Origin of the sequence: Diaphorobacter sp. LI3, from assembly GCF_022807955.1 — a bacterium.
GTDB lineage: Bacteria > Pseudomonadota > Gammaproteobacteria > Burkholderiales > Burkholderiaceae_C > Diaphorobacter > Diaphorobacter nitroreducens.
On record NZ_CP094346.1, the window covers coordinates 348,719 to 371,068 of the forward strand.

Genomic DNA, 22,350 nt, shown 5'->3' on the forward strand with positions numbered 1-22,350 from the left:
TCGATTATAGGAGCGCGCTCCACGCCCGCCCGTTGGGGAAAAAACGGGCAGGCGCGCGTCGTGACCTATGTCAGGAGCGTGGGGTCTCTTCGGCGGGAGCGGTCCAGCCGCCGCCCAGCACCTTGTAGAGCGTCACCTGGTTCTGCAGTTGCTGCAGGCGTGTCACCACCAGCGACTGCTCGGTGGCGAACAGCGAGCGCTGCGCATCCAGCAGGTCCAGGTAGCTGGCCACGCCGTTGCGATAGCGCAGGTCCGACAGCTCGAAGCGTTTGGCATCCGCCTGCGCCTGGGCACGCTGGGCGTCGACCTGCTCTTGCAGCGTGGCCTGGCCGGCCAGGGCGTCGGACACCTCGCGGAACGCGGTCTGGATGGACTTCTCGTACTGGGCCACGGCGATTTCGCGGCCCGCGCGCGCGGACTCCAACCCTGCCTGGTTGCGGCCGGCATCGAAGATCGGCAGGGCCAGTTGCGGCGCCAGAGAGAACGCCCACGAGCCGCTCTTGAACAGCCCCGACAGCTCATCGCTCACGGTGCCGAACTGGGCGGTGAGCGAGATGCGCGGGAAAAACGCCGCGCGCGCCGCGCCGATGTTGGCGTTGGCGCCGATCAACTGCTGCTCGGCCATGCGCACGTCCGGGCGGCGCACCAGCAGGTCGGAAGGCAGGCCCGCGGGCAGCGCCTGCATGGGCGTGGCGTCGGCCAGGCGCGAGGAGGGCAGGCTGGCACGGATGTCGTCGGGCAGCGGCTGGCCCAGCAGCAGGACCAGCGCGTTTTCATCGAGCATGCGCTGGCGCTGCTGCTGCGCATAGGTGGCGCGCGCGGCCTGGGCCAGGCTCTCGGCCTGGCGGTTGTCGAGCTCGGAGCTCACGCCGTTCTCCAGGCGCAGGCGTGTGAGCTTGACCGACTCATCGCGCGTGTCCAGCGTGCGACGCGAGATGTCGAGCAGCTCCTCGTCGGCCATCAGAGTGAGCCAGCCCGAGGCCACGGCTGCCACCAGGCTGATCTGCGCCGACTTGCGCGCCTCGTCCGTGGCCAGGTACTGGGCCAGGGCCTGCTCCTTGAGGGCCGCCACGCGCCCGAAGAAGTCGATCTCCCAGGCCGAGATGCCCAAACCCACCTGGAACTGATTGGCGTAGCTGCCCGTGGTCGCGCTGGGCTGGCGCGTGCCGCTGGCGATGGCGTTGACCGTGGGGAACTGGTTGGCGCGCTGGATCTGGAATTGCGCGCGCGCCTGCTCGACATTGAGCATGGCCACGCGCAGGTCGCGGTTGTTGCCCAGGGCCATGCCGATCAGCCGCTGCAGGCGGGGGTCGGTGAAGTATTCCTTCCAGTCGATGTCCGCCGCGGCCCGCGCGGAGGTCGTGGATTCGGCCCCCGCCAGCGGATAGGCCTGCGGCACGGGGGCCGCAGGACGTTCGTAGGTCGGGATGAAGCTGCAGCCCGCCACCAGCGCCGCGGCTAGCAGGGGAGAGAGGGCGCGCGCAGGGCGCGCGCGGTTCAGGGTGTGCGATTGCATAGGTTGTTCTCCTGCCGGCGGGGCTCAGGCCTCGCCGCGGTGTTGGAGTGCCTGCTGGGCGTCATGCTCCTGCTGGCGGCGGCTGCCCTTGAAGAAGCTGCGAACCACCACGAAGAACACGGGCACGAAGACCACGGCCAGCAGCGTGCCGGTGATCATCCCGCCGATCACCCCGGTGCCGATGGCGCGCTGGCTCGCCGAGCTGGCGCCCGATGCGAGGAACAGCGGCACCACGCCCAGCGTGAAGGCCAGCGACGTCATGATGATGGGGCGAAAGCGCAGATGGGCCGCCTCCAGGGCTGCCTCAATCACGCTCTTGCCCGAGGCCTGCAGGTCCTTGGCAAATTCGATGATCAGGATGGCGTTCTTCGCCGACAGGCCGATGATGGTCACCAGGCCGATCTGGAAGTACACGTCGTTGGACATGCCGCGCAGCAGCGTTGCCAGCACCACGCCCAGCACGCCGAGCGGCACCACCAGCAGGACCGAGAACGGGATGGACCAGCTCTCATACAGCGCTGCCAGGCAGAGGAACACCGCCAGCAGCGAGAACGCGTAGAGCACCATGGCCTGCGAGCCCGCGAGCTTTTCCTCGCGCGACTGGCCCGTCCATTCGAAGCCGAAGCCCTCGGGCAGCTGCGCGGACAGGCGCTCCATCTCCTGCATGGCGTCGCCGGTACTGAAGCCCGGTGCCGCATTGCCGGCGATTTTCATCGCCGGATAGCCGTTGTAGCGCACGGTCTGCATGGCACCGCTGATCCATTGCGTGGACGCGAAGGTGGACAGCGGCACCACCTGCCCCTTGTTGTTGAGCACGGGCAGGTCCAGCACCGACTCGGGCTGCATGCGTGCCGAGGCATCGGCCTGCACCACCACGCGCTGCAACCGGCCCTGGTTGGGGAAGTCGTTCACATAAGACGAGCCGAGGGCGGTGCCCAGGGCGCTGCTGATGCTGTCGAACGACACGCCCAGGGCATTGGCCTTGTCGCGGTCGATGTTGATCTGCATCTGGGGTGCGTCTTCCATGCCGTCGGGGCGCACGCCGGCGAGCACCTTGCTCTGCGACGCCATGCCCAGCAGCTGGTTGCGTGCCGCCACCAGGGCGTCGTGGCCCTTGGACCCGCGGTCCTGCAGTCGGAACGTGAAGCCCGAGGCCGTGCCCAGCTCGGGAATCGGCGGTGGGCTGAGCGCGAAGATGAAGGCATCGCGGAAGCCCGACAGCGCGCCCATGGCGCGGCCGGCCACGGCGTCGGCGGAGTGCGCGGCGCCGGGGCGCTCGCTCCAGTCCTTGAGGGTGATGAACGCCAGGCCCGCGTTCTGCCCCTGGCCGGAGAACGAGAAGCCCGCCACGGTGACGATGTCCTTCACCTCGGTTTGCTTCAGGGCGAAGTCCTCCACCGCGCTCAGTGCGCTCTGCGTGCGCTCCAGCGATGCCCCGGCGGGCAGTTGCACGTTGGCGATCAGGTAGCCCTGGTCTTCATTGGGCAGGAAGGAGGTGGGCAGGCGCATGTACACGATGCCCACGGCACCGATCAGCGCAGCGTAGATGATCAGCATGCGGCCGCCGCGGCGCACGAGGCGGGACAGGCCCGACTCATAGCGGTGCGTGGTGCTCTTGAAGACACGGTTGAACCAGCCGAAGAAGCCTTTCTTCTCGTGGTGGTCTTCCGCGACGGGCTTGAGCAGCGTGCCGCACAGCGCGGGCGTCAGCGACAGTGCCAGGAAGGCCGAGAACGCAATCGACGTGCCCATGGTGACTGCGAACTGGCGGTAGATGTTGCCGGTGGAGCCCGCGAAGAACGCCAGCGGCACGAATACCGAGATCAGCACCACAGTCACGCCCACGATGGCGCCGGAAATCTGGCCCATGGCCTTGCGCGTGGCCTGCAAGGGCGGCAGTCCCTCCTCGGCCATGATGCGCTCCACGTTCTCCACCACCACGATGGCGTCGTCCACCACGATGCCGATCACCAGCACCATGCCGAACATGGTCAACACGTTGATCGAGAAGCCCATGGCCAGCAGGGCGCCGAAGGTGCCCAGCAGCGCCACCGGCACCACGATGGTGGGGATGATGGTGTAGCGGAAGTTCTGCAGGAACAGGAACATCACCAGGAACACCAGCGCCACGGCTTCCAGCAGCGTGTGGACCACTTTCTCGATGGACACCGAGATGAAGGTGGAGGTGTCGTAGGGAATCGCGTACTTCACGCCTTCGGGAAAGTACTTCTGCAGGTCGGCCAGCTTGGTCTTCACGGCTTCGGCCGTGGCCAGTGCGTTGGCGGTGGAGGTGAGCTGCACGCCCATGCCCACCGAGGGCGACCCGTTCAGCCGCGCGCTGGTGCTGTAGCTTTGCGCGCCCAGTTCGATGCGCGCCACATCCTTCATGCGGACGGTGGAGCCGTCGGTGTTGGCGCGCAGCACGATGTCGCCGAACTGCTCCACGGTGGACAGCTGCCCCTTGACGACGATGGTGGCCGAGGTGGTCTGGCCTTCCGCGGCGGGCAGGTCGCCCAGGTTGCCGGCCGACACCTGCACGTTCTGGGCGCGGATCGCGGCATTGACCTGGTCGAGCGAGAGATTGAATCCCTTGAGCTTGACCGGGTCGATCCAGATGCGCATGGCACGCTCGGAGCCGAACTGCGTCACACCGCCCACACCCGGCAGGCGCTGCAGTTCAGGCACCACGTTGCGCGCGGCATAGTCGTTGAGTGCCTCGATGCTCACGTTGGGGTTGTCGGACGTGAGAATGGAAAACAGCAGGAAGTTGGAGCGCGACTTTTCCACGCGCACGCCCTGCTGCGTCACCGCGGCTGGCAGGCGCGGGGTGGCGCGCGACAGGCGGTTTTGCACGTCCACCTGGGCCAGGTCGTCGTTCGTGCCCGGTTCGAAGCTCAGCACGATCGAGCCCGTGCCGTTCGCCTGGCTGGTGGTTTCCATGTAGGCCAGACCGGTGGCGCCGTTCATCTCGCGTTCGATGACGGCGAGCACGCTGTCCTCCAGGGTCTGGGCGGTGGCGCCGGGATAGGCCACCGATACCTGGATGGTCGGAGGCGCCACCGCCGGGTACTGCGCAATGGGTAGCTGGGTGATCGAGACCGCGCCGACCACCATGATGAAGATAGCGATCACCCACGCGAAAATGGGGCGCTCGATGAAGAACTTGGCCATGTGCCGCGCTCCTGGTTCTTATTGTTGGGCCGGCGTTGCGGCGGGCTGGCTGGCGGCGGACGCTGGCGCCGCTGGGGCCTTGGCGGCACCTTGCGGTTGCCACGGCACGGGTTGGACGACGATCGGGTCGCCCGGCTTGCCGCGGGGCAGCTTCTGAAAGCCGTCCACCATGACCTGTTCGCCCGACTTCAGGCCGTCGAGCACCACCCAGTTGGAACCCTGGGCCGGGCCGAGCTTGACCACGCGCGGTGTGACGTGGTTGTCGGGGCCCACCACCATCACCGTGTCGGCCTTGCCGGAGCGGGTGACGGCCTGCTGGGGCAGCAGGATGCCGTTGTCCACCTGGGCCTGCTCCAGACGCACGCGCACGTACAGCCCGGGCAGCAGGGCGCGCTCGGGGTTGGGGACTTCGGCACGCAGGGTCACCTGGCCGCTGGTGGCGTCCACGGTGAGGTCGGTGAACAGCAGGCGGCCGGTCTGCGGATACACGCTGCCGTCTTCCAGCACCACGCGCACGTTGGCCGCATTGGCACCGGACTGCTTGTACTTGCCGCTGGCCATGGCGGCCTTCAGTTTGAGGGCCTCCGAGGCGGACTGCGTGAAGTTGATATACAGCGGGTCGATCTGCTGGATCACCGCCAGTTCGGTGGGTGTGCCCTGGCCCACCAGCGCGCCTTCCGTGACGAGGGCGCGGCCAATGCGGCCCGAAATCGGAGCGGTGACCGTCGCATAGCCCAGGTTGATGCGCGACGTGGTCAGCACGGCCTTGGCGGCGGCAACATTGGCTTCGGCGGTCTTCTGCGCGGCGACCGCATTGTCGTATTCCTGCTTGCTGATGGCGTTGACGGCCACCAGCGGGCGATAGCGCTCGGCCAGCGCCCGGCTTTGCGCCAGGCTCGCCTCGGCCTGGGCGACGCTGGCTTCGGCCTGGGCCACACTGGCCTGGTAGGGCGCGCTGTCGATCAGGAACAGTTGCTGGCCGGCCTTCACATCGCTGCCTTCCCTGAAGAGGCGCTTTTGCAGAATGCCCGCGGCCCGAGCGCGCACTTCGGCAACGCGCGAGGCTTCCAGCCGGCCGGGCAATTCGGTGACCAGCCCGATGTCCCCCGGCTGCACGGTGACCACGCCCACCTCCGGTGCGCGGGGTGATGCGCCCGCGGCGGGGGCGTCGCTTTTCTGGCTGCAGGCGCCGAGCGCAAGGGCCGCTGCCAGCGCAACCGCGAGGGCTGCGGGGACAGAGGTGCGCTGGAAGGGGCGGATAGCACGGGCTGTTGCGTTGTTCAGGCGAGGCATGGAAATCCTTTGACGGCGGTATGCGTTAGATGTTGTTTGAGACCGGCGGGTGATGCTGACACGGGTAAATGACAGACGCGCAAAGGGGAATGATTATACATACATCCATGAATGTATAATTACGTGGAAAGCGCGGCCGTTGCCGTATCCACGTTTTGGAGGTTCCCATCCATGGCACGACGTACCAAGGAAGATGCAGATGCTACGCGCAACAGCCTTTTGGATGCTGCCGAGCGTGTGTTCTACGAAAAAGGCGTGTCGCGCGCCTCGCTGAGCGACATTGCCCAGGCGGCGGGCGCCACGCGCGGCGCGATCTACTGGCATTTCAAGGACAAAGTGGACTTGTTCAATGCCATGATGGACCGGGTGACCCACCCGCTGGAGCAGGTGGGCAGCAAGAGCGCCAGCATGGCCACTCTGCCCCCGTTGGAGCGGCTGCGCTCCATGGTGGACTTCGTCCAGCGCACCATCGTCCAGGACGAGCGCACGCGCCGGGTGTTCGAGATCGCGTTGTACCGGGTCGAATACGTCAACGACCTCGCGGCGGTGCGCGACAACCATATCGAAGGCTGTGCAGATTTTTGCGCTCTGATCGAGGGTGAATTGCGTTCGGCGGCAGAAGACCAGAACCTGCAATTGCCGATGGAGCCACACACCGCCGCGATGGGTGTACAGGCGCTGTTCGATGGCCTGCTGCAGTCCTGGTTGTTGACCCATGGACGCTTCGATCTGGTGACCGTCAGCCGAGGCGCCATCGACGCTTATCTGCGGGGGTTGGGTTTTCGTCTGTAGCCACAGCCACGTGCGATAATCCACCGCTTGTTCGCCATCGGGCGGACTTTCCCAGCGGCTGTAGCTCAGTGGATAGAGTATTGGCCTCCGAAGGCTATAGTCATCCGCGCAGTCGCGATTAATTTGAGCATTGGTCTTTTTTAGAGTTGCGGCTGTAGCTCAGTGGATAGAGTATCGGCCTCCGAAGCCGAGGGTCGTGGGTTCGATCCCCGCCAGCCGCACCAAATCTCGCTTCCGCAGTGAGTGATCAATCACATGGCTGATTGAGTCGGTATCCAGACCGCCCCAAATTTCCTGTTGCTATGGCACGGTATTAGCAACGGCTAATGGTCATGGCTTGGCTGTGGCAGATCTCTGTGCCCTGTGTGTGCCATGGTTGTGCCAAGCTGAGCTGGGTGCATGTGAGAAAACGGAAGACTTTGACTATCGGTCTTGTGCCAAGTCCTGTCCTTCGTTTAACTGAGATGTGACCCGAGACAGATAGAGTGGTCAATCGGGGAGACTTTGAAAATGGAAGGCGCGTCTTCTTGGCCCTTGCACTAGGTTGTGAGCGCTCAAGCAACCCGCATTGCATTGAAAGGCTACCGGTTGTGAGCGGTAGCTTGGCGGAGCCGTTATTTGCCCGGAGAATGGCGCCAAGAGCGCGTTGTTCGCTTCAGGCTTGGCGGGCCGCAGCCAAGCTTTGGGCGCTGATTTCGCCGACTCGAACGTCGCTGTCGATCCATTGCCGCAGTGCTTCAGGCAGGTCCGCCGCGGCCTCCGGATCGCGCGTCGAGCATTCCCAGACATTGAGCACCCGCCAGCCCATCTCCGCGAGCTTGTTGGCGGCGCGTCGGTCTCGTTCGACATTGCCCTGCAGCTTGGCCGTCCAGAATTCAGTTCGCGTCGAAGGTGTCTTGGCGTACTTGCACCCCTGGTGCGCGTGCCAGAAACAGCCATGCACGAAGATCGCGATATTGCGGCCTGGCATGGCGATGTCGGGCGTGCCTGGCAGGTCGTGCCGATGCAGGCGGAAGCGATGCCCCATCGCGAACAGCGCCTTGCGGACCACCATCTCGGGCAGGGAGTTCTTGCCCTTGATGCCGGACATCATCTGGCTGCGCTTGGCTGGGCTGACAACATCGGCCATGGTGGATCAAAATTCGCCGTATAGGCCAGGCCCGCCGCTCAGGCGGCCTTGACCTCCGGGATGTCGTCGGCCGGCTCCGAGTAGCTCGCGCCCATCACGGCGTCTTTGCATTCGGGGCGCTTGGCCCACTCTGACACCATGCGACCGCCGGAGGTGGTGTGCAGCGCGTCGTTGACTTCCTTCGCCCAAGTGGCGATCTGCTTCATGAGCTCCGACGAAACCGCCTGCTTGGCCCAGATACGGTCCAGGTCAATGCGCGGCCCCAGCTTCGCGGAGAGCACGGAGATCGTGTAGGCGGTGACGTTGGCTTGAAAGGCCTGGAACATCGGCCGAAGCGTCTTCTGGGCTTCTCGATAGAGCTTGGCCTTGGCGATCATGGCCTTGTAGTCGGCCACGGTTGGGAGCGGCGCCTCTTGCCCGTCGACCGGCGAGAGCGCGGCCATGAAGCGGTCGAAGTTCTTCTGCGAGCCCATGCTCACGATGTCGGGTTTGCAGTCCCAGGCGTTGAGGTATTTGGCGAGGTCGGTCTTGGTGATGCGGCGCGCGGTGGGGATGGCGTCCTTCAAGGCTTTGAGGCGGGCCGGCGTGTTCCCCTCGCGCGAGAGCAGGGTGCTATAGCTGCCGGCGGCGCGCTCGTAGAACCATTGACCGACGCCGTCCGGGCAGTAGACCGAGCGCGAGAGCTTCTCAATTTCAACATGGAAGGGCTTGTTGGCTGAGAGGTCCGATTGACGGACTGCGTTCTGACTGTTGGCGTAGCGTGAGATGTCCGACACCAGCGCTTCTTCCTTGGTGGAGTCCTGCGCCTTCATGACGATGATTTTCGCGGGCACGCGCACGCGGCTCAGGTCGGTGTCGGGATACTTCTTCTTGGTGAAGTAGAGCGAGGCCGTGGTCTGACCGCCGTTGACGATCTGCAAGCCTTTGAGCCAAGCGATGCCTTGCGCGCCCTCGGAGGTCTTGCCCAGCACCATCTCGTCGGCCACGATCACGATTCCGTTGTTGTAGGCCATGAAACGCTCGGGCGCGGCGCGGAGCGTCGACTGGATGCCGGCATTGACGCCTTTGCCCTTGACGCTTAGGAACGAACGGACGTTTGCCTCCAATAGGCGCGCGCCGAACTTTTCGTAGAGCAGCCGCAGCGCTTCGCCGGGGACAGCCGTCATTGCGTAGTCGTAGTCGTCGTTTTCGCCTGGCACGTAGACGCAGGGTAATGGAGAGCCTGACACCTCTTTGAAGTCGACCACCAGCTCGTCGCGCGGCTTGCCTTCGGAGGTGTGCCGAAGCAGCCGCTCGATGTCCATCACTTCAAGTCGCACGGCCTTGCCGCCGATATCGCGCGTCTTGAAGCTCTTAGATCTGGCGACCCGGTCGGTAATGACGTAGACGCGGATTTGTTCGAGGTCGTTGTAGATGCCCTGCAGAGAATTGGCCAGCGAGGCCACAAGGCTGGATTCATCCAGCCTTTGAGCCATCTTCCCCTCGGCGCACAGCGTCAAGAAGCGCAGGCAGCGCTCGGCGGCCACCTTGGTTTCAGAGTCGGGGATGGGCGTGGGCTCATCGACGCCGGCATACAGGCTCACGAACAAGTCGAGCTGATCGAGGTCGTCGGAAATGGAGTAGCCGCTAAGCCGCAGGATGGCGTTGCCCACGGTGCCTTCGAAATGGCACTCGACGGGTTCGAAGGTCATGCCGATCTCCGACATGTGCTCCATCACGATGCCGGCGAAGACCAGTTCCTCGTAAAGCGCGCCTTCGCGCATTTGAGATTTGACGGCGAGCTGCGTTTCGCGCAAGAAGTCCGGCAGATTTGAACTCATATCGCTCCCAATTTCTTCAAAGCATCGGCGGCCGGGATGCTTGGCCCCGCGGCCTTGTCCAGATCGATTTCGTAGGTGGCTTTCGTGACGCCCAGCGGGACGCTGCCTAGCGTAAGGCGCGGAAAGCCTTCTTTCACTTCGACGATGCGAGTGTCGGCCAGCGCAAAGCGGCGGATGTAGCGGTCCGCGTGGGCGTTGAAGTAGCCCGCGGCGATCAGCCTCTCGCTCAGTAGGCGCACGGCCTCAGCCTCGCCCGCGGCGACATCGCGCATCTCGGCCACGAACTCAGGCAGCCGCAGGCCCGATTCCGTCTGGCGCAATCTCGCTCCGGCCAAAAATAGCGGCTGACGAACCGAATCATCAAGCTGTTCGAGTGAGCCGATCTTGGCGGGAAATCCCGCGGCCGACAGCGTGGCCTTCACCTCGATCGAGCCAGTGCCGAGCTCGAAATCTCGGACTCCATCGAATGGCCCAACCCAGGATTCGATGGCGGCTGCGGGCGGCACGCCCGAGTCGATGATCATCCGCAGCAGCGTGAGCTCTCCCACCAACCCGATCTCGGACTCAGCGCTTAGCGATTGGGCGCCCTTGCGCATGAACTCCTGCCATGCTCGGATGCGCCCGAGGAAGATTCGCAGCAGCCGCTTTTCGTCGGCGCCGGCCTCGGTATCCATCGCATGAGCCACGTCGGCCACCATCGCCGCGAAGAGCTCCACGCTGCCGTGGGCGCTTCGGGTTAGCGCGAGCCAGGTCACGCCGTCGCCATCGTGCTCGGAGTTGGACACCGTGAAGCCCTGACCGTCGGGGAGCTTCTCCGACGCAGGGACCGCGGAGGCCGCGAAACTGACGAGCAGCGCCTCGTTCTTATCCGGGAAGCTCAGGCCGGCCCGCAAGGCGCACGGGCCGATCGTGGCGATGGAGATGCTGCGCCAGCCCGTGGCGTCGTCGCTGTCGCGGAGCGAGCGCCAAGCGAGCTCGAAGTCGTCAATCGGCAGGGCCATATTCTTGCGCCCAAAGCAGGTGGTCCACGGCGTATTCGACCTTCACGCCGGAGTCGCTCGACGGAAAGCTCACGCCGAACGCCATCACTGGAGCCTTACGGCCGGCAAGCGCGTCGCTGCCCGCTAGCTGGGGGTCGAGAGGATAGAGCAGCAAGAGGCCGCGCTGCGGCGCCGGAGGGACGCCATCGGCCTCTGATCCCCTCCCGCGGATGAAGCGGATCGACGGGCCGTTGGGAGTGTCGGGCTCGCTCGGTTTGACGCCGTCCTTCTGCCGGCCTGCGTCGGGGTTGAACATCTTCTTGGTTCGGGCCAGCGCCACGCTCCACGCTGCGTTGTCCAAGTCGATTGCCTCGTCGCGAGGCGAAAGCAGGCGGCCGATCGTGTATCGGTCCGCGATGTCTTTATCGGCGGTGCGCTTTGTCATCTTGTCAATGGTTAGGCCGCCCGCGAAGGTGTGTTCGCCGCCGGAGCCACCGCCGAGCAGCGCCAACGTCCACGAGGTCAGCTCTCCCGTAGCTGCCATCGAACGGACGAAGTCGCGTAGGAGGACGCTGTTGACTTTTCTAGCCTTGGGGTGGGTGATAAAGGCATCGAAGAAGTCTGCGATGTGGTCGGCCGACACGTTGTTCCAGAGGAAGCCATCCCACCGCTGTTCTTGCTCGCCGCGCATCCGCTTGATGATGTTGCGCTCGTCAGGAGAGCCGCAGGCGGCGATGAGCTTGTTGGCGGTGTCGAGGTTCTGATCGAGGATCTTGCCGTCGTTGTGCATCGACACGGTTTCGAGCAAGTCGCCGCTGAACGAGAGCTGCAGGTTCTTGGCCGTGCGTGCGCATTCCACTGATGGCGGACAGTGATTCCATTCCCATCGCGGACAGCGTTCCAGGCGATGGCGGACACGTTGCGCGGGTGTCCTGAGTGACGCTCAAATCGTAGCCGAAGTGTCCGCCATCAGCGTGGAATGGCGGTCGGCGCGGCCGGCTCAGACGGCCTTGGTGAGCTTGCGCATCGACTCGCCCTTGAGGGCTATCTTGTGCGAGCCGTGCACGATGCGGTCCAGGATGGCGTCGGCCAGCGTGGGCTCGTCCAGCCAGGCGTGCCAGGCCGTCACCGGCAACTGGCTGGTGATGAGCGTCGAGCGCGTGCCCACCCGGTCGTCCAGCAATTCCAGCAGGTCGTTTCGCTCGTGCGCGGCAATCGGCGCGATGCCGAAGTCGTCCAGGATGAGCAGGTCCAGCCGCGCCAGTTGCGCCAGCCGTTTGCCCAGGCTGCCATCGCCGTGGGCCACGTGCAGCTCCTGCAGCAGCCGTGGCGCGCGGGTGTAGAGCACCGAGAAGCCCAGGCGCGCGGCCTGCTGCCCCAGTGCGCAGGCGAGCCACGTCTTGCCGCACCCGGTGGCGCCGGTGAGCAGCACGTTGTGGCCATGGCGCAGCCAGTCCCCGCCGGCCAGGCTGGTGATGACCTCTCGGCTCAGGCCCCGGCTGGCGCGCCAGTCGATGTCCTCCAGGCAGGCACTGGAGACCTTCAGGCGGGCCGCCTTCAACAGGCGCTCCAGGCGCTTGCTGTCACGCCAGTCCACCTCGCGCTGCACCAGCAGCGCCAGGCGTTGTTCAAAGGGCAGCTCGCTGGCCGTGATGTGGGTGGCCGCGTCGCTGAGGGCGGCCACCATGCCGTCCAGGCGCAGGGCGCGCAGTTGGTTCAAGGTCTGTTCGTTGAGCATGGTTCTTCCTTGTTAGGTTTGCTTGCACGTTGGAGTTCAGTGGTAGTAGCCCGGCCCGCGCACGTTCTCGTGCAGCGGCAGGCTCGCCTGTGCGGCCATCGGCGCATCCAGCGGCCGCTGGTCCAGGCCGCAGCCCAGGATGGAGGCGATGCTCTTGTAGGACGGTGAGCGAATCGACTGCGCCCGCGCACAGGCGGCCTCCAGCCGGTCAGCCCCGTACTCACGGCCCAGGCGCATGAGGCCCAGACAGGAGCGGTAACCCTGCTCGGGATGCTGGCGGTGCTCCATCTGCCAGCGCACCACGGCGGCGGTGGCCGCGCCCACGCGCTCACCCCAGGCGATGAGCTTGGCCGGCGTCCACTGCAGGTGCGCCCGGTGCGAGGCCGGCATGTGCTCGGGCGTGGTGGTGTGTGCACCCCGTCGGGGATTGAGGGCGTGGGCGGCCACGCGTTTGCTGCCGTGCAGGACTTCGAGCGTGCCGGCCGTGATGCGCAACTCCACCGGCTCACCCACCAGGGCGTGGGGCACCGAGTAGTAGTGGCCATCGAGCTCAACGTGGTAATCGATGTTGACGCGGGCGGGTTTGAAGCGCGCGATGGGCATGCGCACCGGCGGCAGGGGGCGCAGGGCTGGCCGGTCGAGTTCGGCGAAGGCGCTAGTGCGGTTGCCCGGCAGCTTCTTGAACGCGCGCTGGTTCAAGTCCACCAGCAAGGCGGCAATCGCCCGGTTGAGCTCGGCCAGGCTGAAGAAGGTCTGGTGGCGCAGCCTGGCCAGAATCCAGCGCTCGACCACCTGCACAGCGACCTCCACCTTGGGTTTGTCGCGTGGCTTGGCCGGGCGCGCGGGCATCACGGCCAGGCTGTAGTGCGCACAGAGCTCTTCGAGCAGGCGGTGCGCGGTGGGCTCGTAACGGTCGGGTCGGGCCATGAGGGCGCGCGGCTGGTCAGGCACCAGCAGGCGGGGCACGCCGCCGATGAACTCCAGCGCGCTAATGATGCTGGCCACCCAGTCGGTGGTCTTCTGGCTGGCGGTGGCGCAGGCGTAGGTGTAGTTCGATGCGCCCAGCACGGCCACGAAGACCTGGGCCTGGCGTATCTCGCCAGTGTCGGCATCCACCACGGGAACGGTCTGGCCGGCGTAGTCCACAAAGAGCTTGTCACCGCCCGTGTGGGTCTGGCGCATGGAGCGCTGCAGGCGCCGGGCCCAGGCCTTGTACTTCTCGCAGAAGGCGCTGTACTTGTACGCCTGCCCGCTGTGCTGTTGCTGGTATTCCTCCCAAAGCAACTGCAGCGTCACGCCAGGTCGGCGCAGTTCGCGGTGGATGTGGGCGTGGTCGGGTTCAAGGTGCCGGGACTCGCGCGCCACGGGTGGCTTGTAGAGCCGGGCCTGGAGTTCGTCGTCGTTCAGGCTCTGGGCCAGTGCCCAGTCCACGCCGGCCACGCGCGCGTAGCTGGCTATCTCGCTGACAGTGGATTTGGAGATGCCGAGGGCGGCACCGATTTGACGGGTGCTCAAGGCCCCGCGGTGCAGCAGTTGCAGTGTGTGTCGTAGTTTGCTCATGGTGACCCTGGGTGTGGGCATCGCTGGTTCCGGTCAAAAAACCGGGCAGCGTATGCCGCGTTCGGGTCACTCAGAACACCCCGCAGGTGTCCGCCATCAGTTTGGAATGCTGTCCGCCTTCAGCGTGGAACACTGTCCGCCATCACGCTGGAACACTGTCCGCCATCAGCATGGAATCGTGTCCGCCATCGCGTGGAATACGCAGCCGTGCGCATCTTCAAGGGCGAAGTCACCAGAAGGACCGGATGGGACTGCACGCGCAGGCCGTAATCGCGCGGCGTCGCGCCGCTCTCGGCCATCGCGTCGAATTCCTCGCGCAGCTCCTCAGAGGCGTCGGCAATGTGGCCGAACCACTCGACGAGCTCTTCGGTCGTGTAGAGGCGACAGAGGTCGATGTAGCCGGGCCGGTAGCCGAACCAGCGGCCCATCTGCATCAGCGTGTCATACATCTTCGTGGTGCGCACGAAGTAGCTGGTGCACAGCCCTTCGAGCGTCAGGCCCCGCGCGAGCTTATCTCCGCCGATGGCGATGACTTTGAGCGGGTGGCCATCCTCGGCGTAGTCGAGCGCGTCCTTGGCCTTGCCGTTCACCATGCGCACCTCGATGTCCGAGAGGACATCGGGCAACTTGGCGAGGACTTCGGACCAGGGAAGGACGGACGGCGGCTCTTCCGATTCAGTGAGCTGGGCGGCGATCGCCCCGGTGGTGGGGGCGAAGTCGGACTCCCAAAGCTCGCACAGTTCGTCAAGCAGCGCCTCGTGGTCGATCCTGCGGGTGATCCGAAGCTTCATCTTCTGAACGAAGTCTTCGACCTGGCGATGCACTTCTTTTTGTACGAGCGTGAAGCGGGTAACGTGGACGAGCATCGAGGAGTGCTTGTCCCCTTGATCGCGGGCCTCCCGGGCCGCGCAGGCCAAGACGAACGAGTGGACCGCCTCGCGTAGCGACTGGGGCAAAGCGTCCTGCCCCATGTGGGCCGGAGAGTGGTCCTTCTGGTGCTTCGGCGGCATCCAGCCATCGCGGCCGTCTTCGCTGGCATGGTCCTGGAAGACGCGGATCAGCGGCAGGCCGCTGCGCCCCTCGGGCGTTTGCAGACCGAAGACGCGTGCCGGGCCGACGTAGTTGGAGGGCGCGGCCAGGTTGACGATGAACGACTGGGGGAAGAGGTCCGGGCCTTCTTCGGGCGTTTCGTTCTGCCGATGGATGAAGATGTTGGCGAAGGGCGTCGCGGTGTAGCCGACGTAGGCCTTCTTGGCGAAGACGTTGAGGATCTTGCGGATCCTGCTGTTGATCGCCTTCGGTTCGTGGTCCTCATCGGGCTTGCCATCGGCGCCGATATGCTGCTCACCAGTGTCGACCGAGGCGTGGTCGGCTTCATCGTCGATCAGCAGCAGGGGTAGGTTCGACACGAATCGCTTGCCATGCGCATCGGTGGCGTCGGCCACATGGCCTCGGATCCATTTGAGCAGGCGCTCCAGCACGACTTTGTGCTTCTTGACGACGAAGAGCCAAGGGCGCTGCTCGGGCGAGATGGCCAAGTGTTTGGCGACCTTGGTGTTGAAGTCGCCCGTGTTGGTCCGGTTGGTTGCGCAGTTGGGCTTGATCTCGAAATCCCGACCGTGCGCGCCAACGCCGATCAGCTTGACGATGTCGCCCGTGGCCGAAGTTTCGTAGCCGAGGAAGCCCTCTTCAAGGCGGATCTGCGTCTGCGAGCGCAGGTTGTTGTGCAGTCCCGCCAGGATGATGATGATCTTGTAGCCGGAGTCGGCCGCCTTGCAGATCAGACCCGAATAGTTGGCAGTCTTGCCGGACTGGACATGTCCCACGACTAGGCCGCGGCGATCCCAGGATCCCGTGCGGTCTGGGTCTTCCATGAGGCCCAGGATGCGGTCAGTGGACTTGTCCACGGCATCGACGGCCGTCGCCGACATCTTGCGTTCAAGCATGTCGCGGTAACGGGGCCAATACCGCCAGTCCTTCTTGCGGGCCGCATTGAGCCAGGACTCATGGCCGGTTGTGTCCGAGAGCGCCGTGTCCTGTCCGATCCATAGGCTGAATCGGCGGATCAGCTCGGCGATGGCGGCAGCCTTGTCGACCGAGTCTTCGTTTCCAGGCGCGATTACCGAAGCCGCGATCGCGACCTTCTCGGTGATCAAGGCAGTAGTGATGGGTCCATTGTCCTTCTCCGCGACGAGCAAGCTCTGCGCGATGCTGAGCGCTGTCGCCGTCGAAGTGCTGAACTCTGGCATTCGTTCCTCCCTTTTCGTGTTCGTGGCCTAGGCAGCGGCGGGGCCACCAAGCCCCGCGATCAGCCCTGGATAGTTCTGGAATGGCTCGGTCGACAGTAGCGCGCGCTTGGCCGTTTCGACAGACATGCCACGGCGCCCGATCATGTCTGCGAAGAGGGTGCCCAGCACCGTGGTGACTGCCTCGGGCGGCTCGCCCGAGAAGCCGGTTTTAGGCGTGTCCTTGTTCTCAGCGGTGTCGAGCCAGATGCGTTGGACAGGCACAGACTCCTCGATCACGCGTAGCATCGCCTTGACCAGCGGCGCGAGATCGCCCGCGCTGTCCAGCACGGCCGCCACCGCGGGGTGTGTCTGCTCGATCCGATAGCGGACCCCATCCTTCACGCGGTCGACCCGCCAAGCCTGTTCGATCGGCGTGTTGCGCTGCGTGGGCATCGGCGTCCCGCGGTAGGCGAACACGCGGCGGGCGCGCTCGCGGGTGTCTTCGGCCAACCGGGTGAGCCACGGTCGCAGTGCCACCGGTGGGCGGGCTGTTGACTTGCGCACGTCGATCTTCCAATCGGCATCGGCGGTGTTGGGGATGTCGAGTTGGATGCGCGCCAGGCGATGAGCCTCTTCGCGGTTCCAGGCCTTCGAGTTGCCGAGGCCGAGCCAGCCACCTGCAACCAGCAATCGCTCGTTGCGGTAGACGTAAAAGCCCTGCTGCGCGGTCCAGCCCGCCGGCCCCTCGTACTTCTTGAACTCGTCCTTGGTCAGTTTGTCGTGGTGGGGCAAGACGTGGCACTGCGCCATCACCAGCCCGCTGTCGGTTCGCATTGGGGCGGACGGCGAAGTCCATGGCTTGGCGGGATGCCCCGACATGAAAGGATCCCAGGGCTCGATCGGTCGGTTGTTGATCAGTAGCTTGATCCGCGCGCGCGGGCCTTGCAGCAGACGATGGAAAACCATCGCCAAATGCGCTTCCACGATCACCGTCATGGCCAAGAAGTCGTCGACCGTGTAGCCGGCGGTGACGATGCGGTCGAGCTTCTCCCAGAGCACCAGGGTTCCGGATGCTTTGCCTTCGAGACAAGCGAGATGCCGCTTGGAACCCTCGGCCGGCCCTTCGAAGAGCAGCCAGTCGCTCTGCGGATCGGCCGCCAACTCGTCGAGATCCCAACGCAGGCAGCTCCGCTCGCCGCCCTTGGCGCTGGCGACGGTCAGCCGCCGACATTGCGACAGCGACGCAGTCTTCAAGCCCATACCGAAGCGCCCGAGGTCATGGGCCTCGCGCGTGGCCAATGGGTTCTTGTCGCCGAGCCGCATCGCGCCTTCGAGCTCCGGGTCGCTCATGCCGCGCCCGTCGTCGAGGATCAGCACGCGGCTGTCGAGGCCGTCCCACTGGAAATCGATGCGAACCTCGCTCGCGCCGGCGGAGATACTGTTGTCGACGATGTCGGCCAGCGCCGCCGCGGTCGAGTAGCCCAGGCCGCGCAGAGACTCAAGCATCGCCATCGCGCGAGGCGGAGCCTGGCGAGTTTTCGCGGTCATTTCCAATAGCCTTTCCCTGGAGAATGCTCGAAGCCGAACTCGATGAGCTTGCGCGCGAGCCTTCGATGCAGGTTGTCGTTGGTGGCCACCAAGCTCACCCAAATATGGCCCGAGGTGGTCTCACGTCCGTCCTCAACTGGGACGCCGAGCTCGGTGGCCTCGGCGAGCACTTGGTCCAGGGCTGTTGGCTTTGAGAAGCCGATCGGCTGAATAGGCTCGCGCTGCGATCGGGCCACGGGCGGCGGCGCAGCTTCCGCGGTGCCGGGCTCGTCGTCGTCCGCAGGCTCCGGCGGGCTCGGGGCGAGCCGGTTTTTCTTGAGCTCCAAGCCCAGCACCATGCGGGCGAAGGGCTCCGACCGGCCTGGATGCCGGAGCTTCCTAAGAGCTTTGGCTTCGATCTGCCGGATCCGCTCTCGCGTAACCTCGAAACGCATCCCGATCTCGTCGAGCGTCAGCGCCACGCCGACACCGATGCCGAAGCGCATTCGCAGGACGCGCTCTTCCTTGGCCGATAGCGACGAGATGTAGTCGCCCACTGCCTGATTCAGTTGAATCTCGTCGACGATATCCGCGGGATCGGGCGACACATAGGCATCGCGGGTGTCGATGGCTATCATGCCGTCAATGGCCGGGTCATCGATGGAGGAAGGTTTGGGCGCGATGCGCAGCAGTGGGGCGAGCTTTTGGCGCGGCATCTCTACGCTCTCCGCCAGTTCGTCGAGGGTCGGCTCGCGTCCTACACCCGTTTCAAAAGCCTGGGCCAGACGCTCCGCCCGCTGGAGCTTCTCATGGATGTAGACCGGCACGCGGATGGTCCTGACTTTGTCGGCGACATAGCGGCTGATCTGCTGCCGGATCCACCAAGTAGCGTAGGTCGAAAAGCGAAAGCCGCGGCGCCAGTCGTAGCGGTCGACGGCTTTGAGCAACCCGATGTTTCCCTCCTGTGCCAAGTCGTCGAGTGGTTCCCCGCTGTGCAGGTATTTCTTGGCGTGGAAGAAGGAAAGTTTCAGATTCGCCCCCGCCATCCAGTCACGGGATTTCCGGAAAGCCGCCATCGCGTCTCTGAACTCGGGGCAGGGCGCCGGGCCATTGGCAGCGTCACTCAGCTCCAGCAGAAAGCGACGGTTCAACCGCAGGCCCGCAAGCGCCTGACGAATCTCATGGGACGAGGCCCACGGACCATCTTCTCCATCAACTAACGAGGCCAACCGTCTGAGCGCAGCGGCGAAGGTGGCGTCACCAGCATCCGCAGGCCATTCGTCAGCCAGCTCTCTATCCTCGTCCGCAGCCTCTTCGAGTTTCGCTTGCGCGGAGGTTTCCCCTTCCAAGCTTTCGGTCGAAGCAAGCTCTGGGCTGGGATCGCCGCCAACCCAGATGGAGGAGAGCTGACGCGATCCCGCGATGGCTTCCCCGCCGGCCGCCAGGGTCCGCACAATGCCGTCAGGCCAAGTCGCCAGCGCGTCGAGAGCCGCGTCGAGAGCTGCTTCCATGTCCTTCGCAAGCTGGATTTCTTCTTCGGCGGTGAGCAGCCGCAGGCCCTGGAATTCGCGCTGGTAAATTCGCAGCGGTTCCTGACGGGGCGATGCGGCTCGATCGATCGCGGCAAGGGCTTCGTCTAGGGCCGCCTCTTCGTCGGGTGTCTCCTCCGGATCCACGAACACCTCGTAGCTTTCGTCAGCATCGGAGTATTCAAAGCGTTCGTCGACTTCGGCGCCAAGGTCGTTGATAACCATGGCCAAGTAAGCCTCGGCCTCGGAGTTGGCCGAGCGATCCTCGTTAGTTGACTGGGCTTGGACATCCAGCGCGGGGACACTGCCTTCCCGAATCGCCCGCAGCAGAAGGAGCCTGAGCCTCGCGCGGCCTTCGGCATCTTCTGCGCGAGCCAAGGGCAAGGCCATCTCGGGCAGGTAGGCGTCGATGTCGTCCCATTCGGTAGAAGAGTCGATTGGCTCATGGGCCGAGATGGCGATTTGGACAGCCGTGGCCGAATCCACAACCACCAAGTCAGCCTCAGGCCGCGTCGGCTCCTCTTCGGCCTCCCAGCCGGAGAGGTCGAACTCCCTGTCGTCCAACTCGTCGGCAACATCAGCCGGCGGTGGGCTTGGTTCCTGCTCCAGCGGCTCTGGAGGAGTTTCGGGTTCAGTCGGCGTCGTGCTTGCCTCCGGCTCAATCGGAGTGGCTGTTTCGGCGACGAGGTCTACTGGCGAAGAGGCTTCGAAGGCCCGTTCCGGTGACGGCTCAGGATCAAGCGCGATGGCCGAGGGTGGGAACGCAGCGATCGGCGCGCTGACGGCGTCGAGGATTGCGGCGGTAGCCTCCGACCCGGCTGCGATGGCAATTTGGAGGGCGGTTCTGCCCGAGGGGTCAAGCAAGCCGTGGTCGGCCCCCGCGCTCAGAAGCAGCTTGCAGATGGCCGGCTTGTTGCGAGCAGCGGAGAGCATGAGGGGAGTCAAGCCTCTGGCGTCGCGGGCGTTGAGGTCATCGCCTCGGTCTATATGGATTTGAACGGCGTTCTCGACACCGGCCATCACGGCCATTCGCAAGAACTGGCTCAGTGGCCTGGCGCTGGCGACGTTAAATTCGTTCACCGAGGCACGCCTTCCCGGTCCGGTCCAGTCGCGGACTCAGTAGGTACTACGTTCAGCGCGTTGTCACACTCCGCCGTTAGGCGCAGATCTTGGCGAAGCACTCGCTTTCCCTCAAGGCCGGCAAGGCCACTCATGATTTCTGATGGTTACAAATTCTATAGCGGCAGCGTAACAATGTTTGCTGAGTCCCCGGGAAGGAAAGCGATTGGGGCAGAGGAGCTCCTATTGAGCCAAGGAAGAGCAAGCCCGATTCCAGCACAAAGACACTGCGGTTCGACACGGCCTGGAGGGGATGACACAGTACTGGCAGTTGGCTATGGCTATGCCGTCTAGGCGAAATCAGGCTCCTTTTGGTGCAGGTACGCAACGGACTGGCCTGAGGCTTTATGGTTGGCTTTGACTCGCGCTTTTTTTCGCCTCCCGTCCCGTTTCAACCCTGCAAGAAGGCCTCTGACAATCTTCGCTAGCTTGTAGGCGAGGAGAGGTGGTACGGCATTGCCGACTTGGGTGTACTGCTCCGTACGGTTGCCTGCGAAGAAGTAGTTGTCCGGGAACGTCTGCAGTCTAGCGGCCTCTCTGACCGTGAGGCTTCGGCACTGGGTCGGGTCGTAGTGGATGTAGTAGTGGCCATCCTTCGCGATGTGCGACACGATGGTCGTGGCAGGGTCCCAAGCGCATTGCACTCGGAACCGGTCCTTAAATGGAATGGCCTCGGTAGCCCCCCTTTCTTTCGTCACGTTGCTGTGCTTCGGCAGCAGTTTTGGAGGAAATATGTCGAGGCGAGGCGAGTACCTGTGGGACTGGGCGAAGCAGGCGGCGAACAGATACCGCGCGAGGTCGGAAGGCATGTGCGAGCGAGCCTCATGCTGGCAGAAACCTTTTAAGTTTCTGTCGTACACCCAGCGCTGCAGCTCCGTCTGCTCGCCGAGCTTGGGCTTTGGGCCGGGTTTCTGCGCGAACGGCTTTCCAACGCTGGTCCAAGTGGCAGCCCGTGCGGAAGTCCGCATGAGTTCGGTCATGGCCCGTTCGCTTGCCGTTCCCCAGCCGCTAACGTAGGACGGACCAGCAAGTACTGCCTCCCGCCACGCCTCGATGGAATCACCTCTTGACAGCTTGCTGCGGATCTTGGGGAGGTCGTCGATGGCTTCTCTCACCGACACGGAATCGGTGACAGGAAGCAGGTCATGGCGGGACGCACCAGCGTCCTTTCGGATGCCCAGCAGGATCACACGGTGGCGGCTCTGTGGTATGCCATGCCTCTCGGCTTGAATCACGAAGTCGACAGGCTCGAGCGTATCGCTGTTGCCCTTCTTGACGAAGGAGCGGATCTCGTATTCCAGCCCAGGTGCAGGAGCACAGAGGTCGGCGAGGATTCGCTCGAACATCGGACTTCCGGAATGGTGCGAGGAAAGCAGTCCCTTGACATTCTCCATGACGAAGACCGTCGGGCGGTGCACCTTGATGATGCGCAGATATTCCCTGTAGAGGAAATGCTTGACGTCATCCTTGAAGGTCTTGTCGTTGACCCGCCGCGCTCTGCCTGCCAATGAATAGGCTTGGCATGGCGGGCCTCCAATGAGAACCCAGGTGTCTTTGCCTCCCAGGGCGGTCTGGATTTCTGTATCTATGCTGTCCTCGTTGGCCTTGCCTAGTTCCAAGCAGCGAGCCTCTTTTTCCGCATGAGAGAAGGCCTCGGCGACGGCTGGAATCTTTCTGAAGGTCAGCTCGTCGATCTCGTTGCGGATGTACGAGTAGTAGTGCTGAATGTGCTTCGTGCCGCGCAGCTGCCGGAACACGGCGCGCAGCATTAGCGTCTTGTGAGCGATGGAATCCTTCTCGATCGAGAGAGCGATCTCGAAAACGCGTTCGTGCTTGTGGTCTCGGAGCGAGGAAAACCCTTCTCCGAGCCCCCCCGGGCCTGCAAAGAGGTCAATTATTGGAATCGGCATTGAAGACCTAAGAATTTTGGGTGCGAGCACCTGTCAGT

General features: G+C 64.4%; 14 protein-coding genes and 1 tRNA gene. 2 read left to right on the plus strand and 13 right to left on the minus strand.

Annotated features, from left to right (window positions below; genetic code table 11):
* Positions 1-70: 70 nt before the first annotated feature.
* The 3 genes from MRB47_RS01685 to MRB47_RS01695 are packed head-to-tail and all read right to left on the minus strand — an operon-like array spanning position 71 to position 5,980.
* Positions 71-1,516, minus strand: a complete 1,446-nt coding sequence (locus MRB47_RS01685; protein WP_252101726.1) for an efflux transporter outer membrane subunit — start codon at positions 1,514-1,516, stop codon at positions 71-73.
* A gap of 24 nt (positions 1,517-1,540) precedes the next feature.
* Positions 1,541-4,687, minus strand: a complete 3,147-nt coding sequence (locus MRB47_RS01690; protein WP_252101727.1) for an efflux RND transporter permease subunit — start codon at positions 4,685-4,687, stop codon at positions 1,541-1,543.
* An 18-nt stretch (positions 4,688-4,705) separates the two neighbouring features.
* On the minus strand, positions 4,706-5,980 hold the full coding sequence (locus MRB47_RS01695) for an efflux RND transporter periplasmic adaptor subunit (protein WP_252101728.1): 1,275 nt from the start codon (positions 5,978-5,980) through the stop codon (positions 4,706-4,708).
* Between the two features lie 171 nt (positions 5,981-6,151).
* On the opposite strand from MRB47_RS01695, the gene MRB47_RS01700 reads away from it, so the two are divergent.
* On the plus strand, positions 6,152-6,772 hold the full coding sequence (locus MRB47_RS01700) for a TetR family transcriptional regulator (RefSeq protein ID WP_088887815.1): 621 nt from the start codon (positions 6,152-6,154) through the stop codon (positions 6,770-6,772).
* Positions 6,773-6,920: 148 nt separating this feature from the next.
* A tRNA-Arg gene (locus MRB47_RS01705) sits at positions 6,921-6,996 on the plus strand.
* A 431-nt stretch (positions 6,997-7,427) separates the two neighbouring features.
* On the opposite strand, the gene MRB47_RS01710 is transcribed toward MRB47_RS01705, so the two are convergent.
* The 10 genes from MRB47_RS01710 to MRB47_RS01755 all read right to left on the minus strand — a co-directional run bounded on the left by MRB47_RS01710 (position 7,428) and on the right by MRB47_RS01755 (position 22,342).
* Positions 7,428-7,901: a very short patch repair endonuclease gene (locus MRB47_RS01710; protein WP_252101729.1), complete on the minus strand. Its 474-nt coding sequence runs from the start codon at positions 7,899-7,901 to the stop codon at positions 7,428-7,430.
* Positions 7,902-7,939: 38 nt separating this feature from the next.
* The gene (locus tag MRB47_RS01715; protein ID WP_252101730.1) at positions 7,940-9,721 is read right to left on the minus strand and encodes an AIPR family protein; all 1,782 of its coding nucleotides are present in this window, start codon (positions 9,719-9,721) and stop codon (positions 7,940-7,942) included.
* Complete coding sequence (locus MRB47_RS01720) at positions 9,718-10,722, minus strand: PD-(D/E)XK motif protein (RefSeq protein ID WP_252101731.1); 1,005 nt, start codon at positions 10,720-10,722, stop codon at positions 9,718-9,720. The genes MRB47_RS01715 and MRB47_RS01720 overlap by 4 nt, the downstream gene beginning before the upstream one ends.
* Positions 10,706-11,560 carry a hypothetical protein gene (locus MRB47_RS01725; RefSeq protein ID WP_252101732.1) on the minus strand — a complete coding sequence of 285 codons (855 nt, stop codon included), beginning with the start codon at positions 11,558-11,560 and terminating at the stop codon, positions 10,706-10,708. The genes MRB47_RS01720 and MRB47_RS01725 overlap by 17 nt, the downstream gene beginning before the upstream one ends.
* Positions 11,561-11,701: 141 nt before the next feature.
* Entirely contained in the window at positions 11,702-12,439 is a 738-nt protein-coding gene (gene istB / locus MRB47_RS01730; RefSeq protein WP_011805003.1) for an IS21-like element helper ATPase IstB, read from the minus strand.
* A 36-nt stretch (positions 12,440-12,475) separates the two neighbouring features.
* Positions 12,476-14,020: an IS21 family transposase gene (istA, locus tag MRB47_RS01735; RefSeq protein WP_252100662.1), complete on the minus strand. Its 1,545-nt coding sequence runs from the start codon at positions 14,018-14,020 to the stop codon at positions 12,476-12,478.
* Positions 14,021-14,118: 98 nt separating this feature from the next.
* The gene (locus MRB47_RS01740; protein ID WP_252101733.1) at positions 14,119-16,248 is read right to left on the minus strand and encodes a Z1 domain-containing protein; all 2,130 of its coding nucleotides are present in this window, start codon (positions 16,246-16,248) and stop codon (positions 14,119-14,121) included.
* A gap of 27 nt (positions 16,249-16,275) precedes the next feature.
* Positions 16,276-17,775 (minus strand): ATP-binding protein, encoded by a 1,500-nt coding sequence (locus tag MRB47_RS01745; RefSeq protein WP_252101734.1) that lies wholly within the window; start codon positions 17,773-17,775, stop codon positions 16,276-16,278.
* Positions 17,772-20,363, minus strand: coding sequence for a sigma-70 family RNA polymerase sigma factor (locus MRB47_RS01750; RefSeq protein WP_252101735.1), 2,592 nt, complete (start codon positions 20,361-20,363; stop codon positions 17,772-17,774). Before MRB47_RS01750 ends, MRB47_RS01745 begins: the two co-directional genes overlap by 4 nt.
* Before the next feature lie 329 nt (positions 20,364-20,692).
* The gene (locus MRB47_RS01755) at positions 20,693-22,342 is read right to left on the minus strand and encodes a DNA cytosine methyltransferase (RefSeq protein WP_411275721.1); all 1,650 of its coding nucleotides are present in this window, start codon (positions 22,340-22,342) and stop codon (positions 20,693-20,695) included.
* Between the last annotated feature and the right edge of the window lie 8 nt (positions 22,343-22,350).

What these genes read in the sequence shown, in the direction of transcription:
- MRB47_RS01685 (WP_252101726.1), bottom strand. Translation starts at nt 1,516, where the DNA reads ATGCAATCGCACACCCTGAACCGCGCGCGCCCTGCGCGCGCCCTCTCT.
- MRB47_RS01690 (WP_252101727.1), bottom strand. Translation starts at nt 4,687, where the DNA reads ATGGCCAAGTTCTTCATCGAGCGCCCCATTTTCGCGTGGGTGATCGCT.
- MRB47_RS01695 (WP_252101728.1), bottom strand. Translation starts at nt 5,980, where the DNA reads ATGCCTCGCCTGAACAACGCAACAGCCCGTGCTATCCGCCCCTTCCAG.
- MRB47_RS01700 (WP_088887815.1), top strand. Translation starts at nt 6,152, where the DNA reads ATGGCACGACGTACCAAGGAAGATGCAGATGCTACGCGCAACAGCCTT.
- MRB47_RS01710 (WP_252101729.1), bottom strand. Translation starts at nt 7,901, where the DNA reads ATGGCCGATGTTGTCAGCCCAGCCAAGCGCAGCCAGATGATGTCCGGC.
- MRB47_RS01715 (WP_252101730.1), bottom strand. Translation starts at nt 9,721, where the DNA reads ATGAGTTCAAATCTGCCGGACTTCTTGCGCGAAACGCAGCTCGCCGTC.
- MRB47_RS01720 (WP_252101731.1), bottom strand. Translation starts at nt 10,722, where the DNA reads ATGGCCCTGCCGATTGACGACTTCGAGCTCGCTTGGCGCTCGCTCCGC.
- istB (WP_011805003.1), bottom strand. Translation starts at nt 12,439, where the DNA reads ATGCTCAACGAACAGACCTTGAACCAACTGCGCGCCCTGCGCCTGGAC.
- istA (WP_252100662.1), bottom strand. Translation starts at nt 14,020, where the DNA reads ATGCCCACACCCAGGGTCACCATGAGCAAACTACGACACACACTGCAA.
- MRB47_RS01740 (WP_252101733.1), bottom strand. Translation starts at nt 16,248, where the DNA reads ATGCCAGAGTTCAGCACTTCGACGGCGACAGCGCTCAGCATCGCGCAG.
- MRB47_RS01745 (WP_252101734.1), bottom strand. Translation starts at nt 17,775, where the DNA reads ATGACCGCGAAAACTCGCCAGGCTCCGCCTCGCGCGATGGCGATGCTT.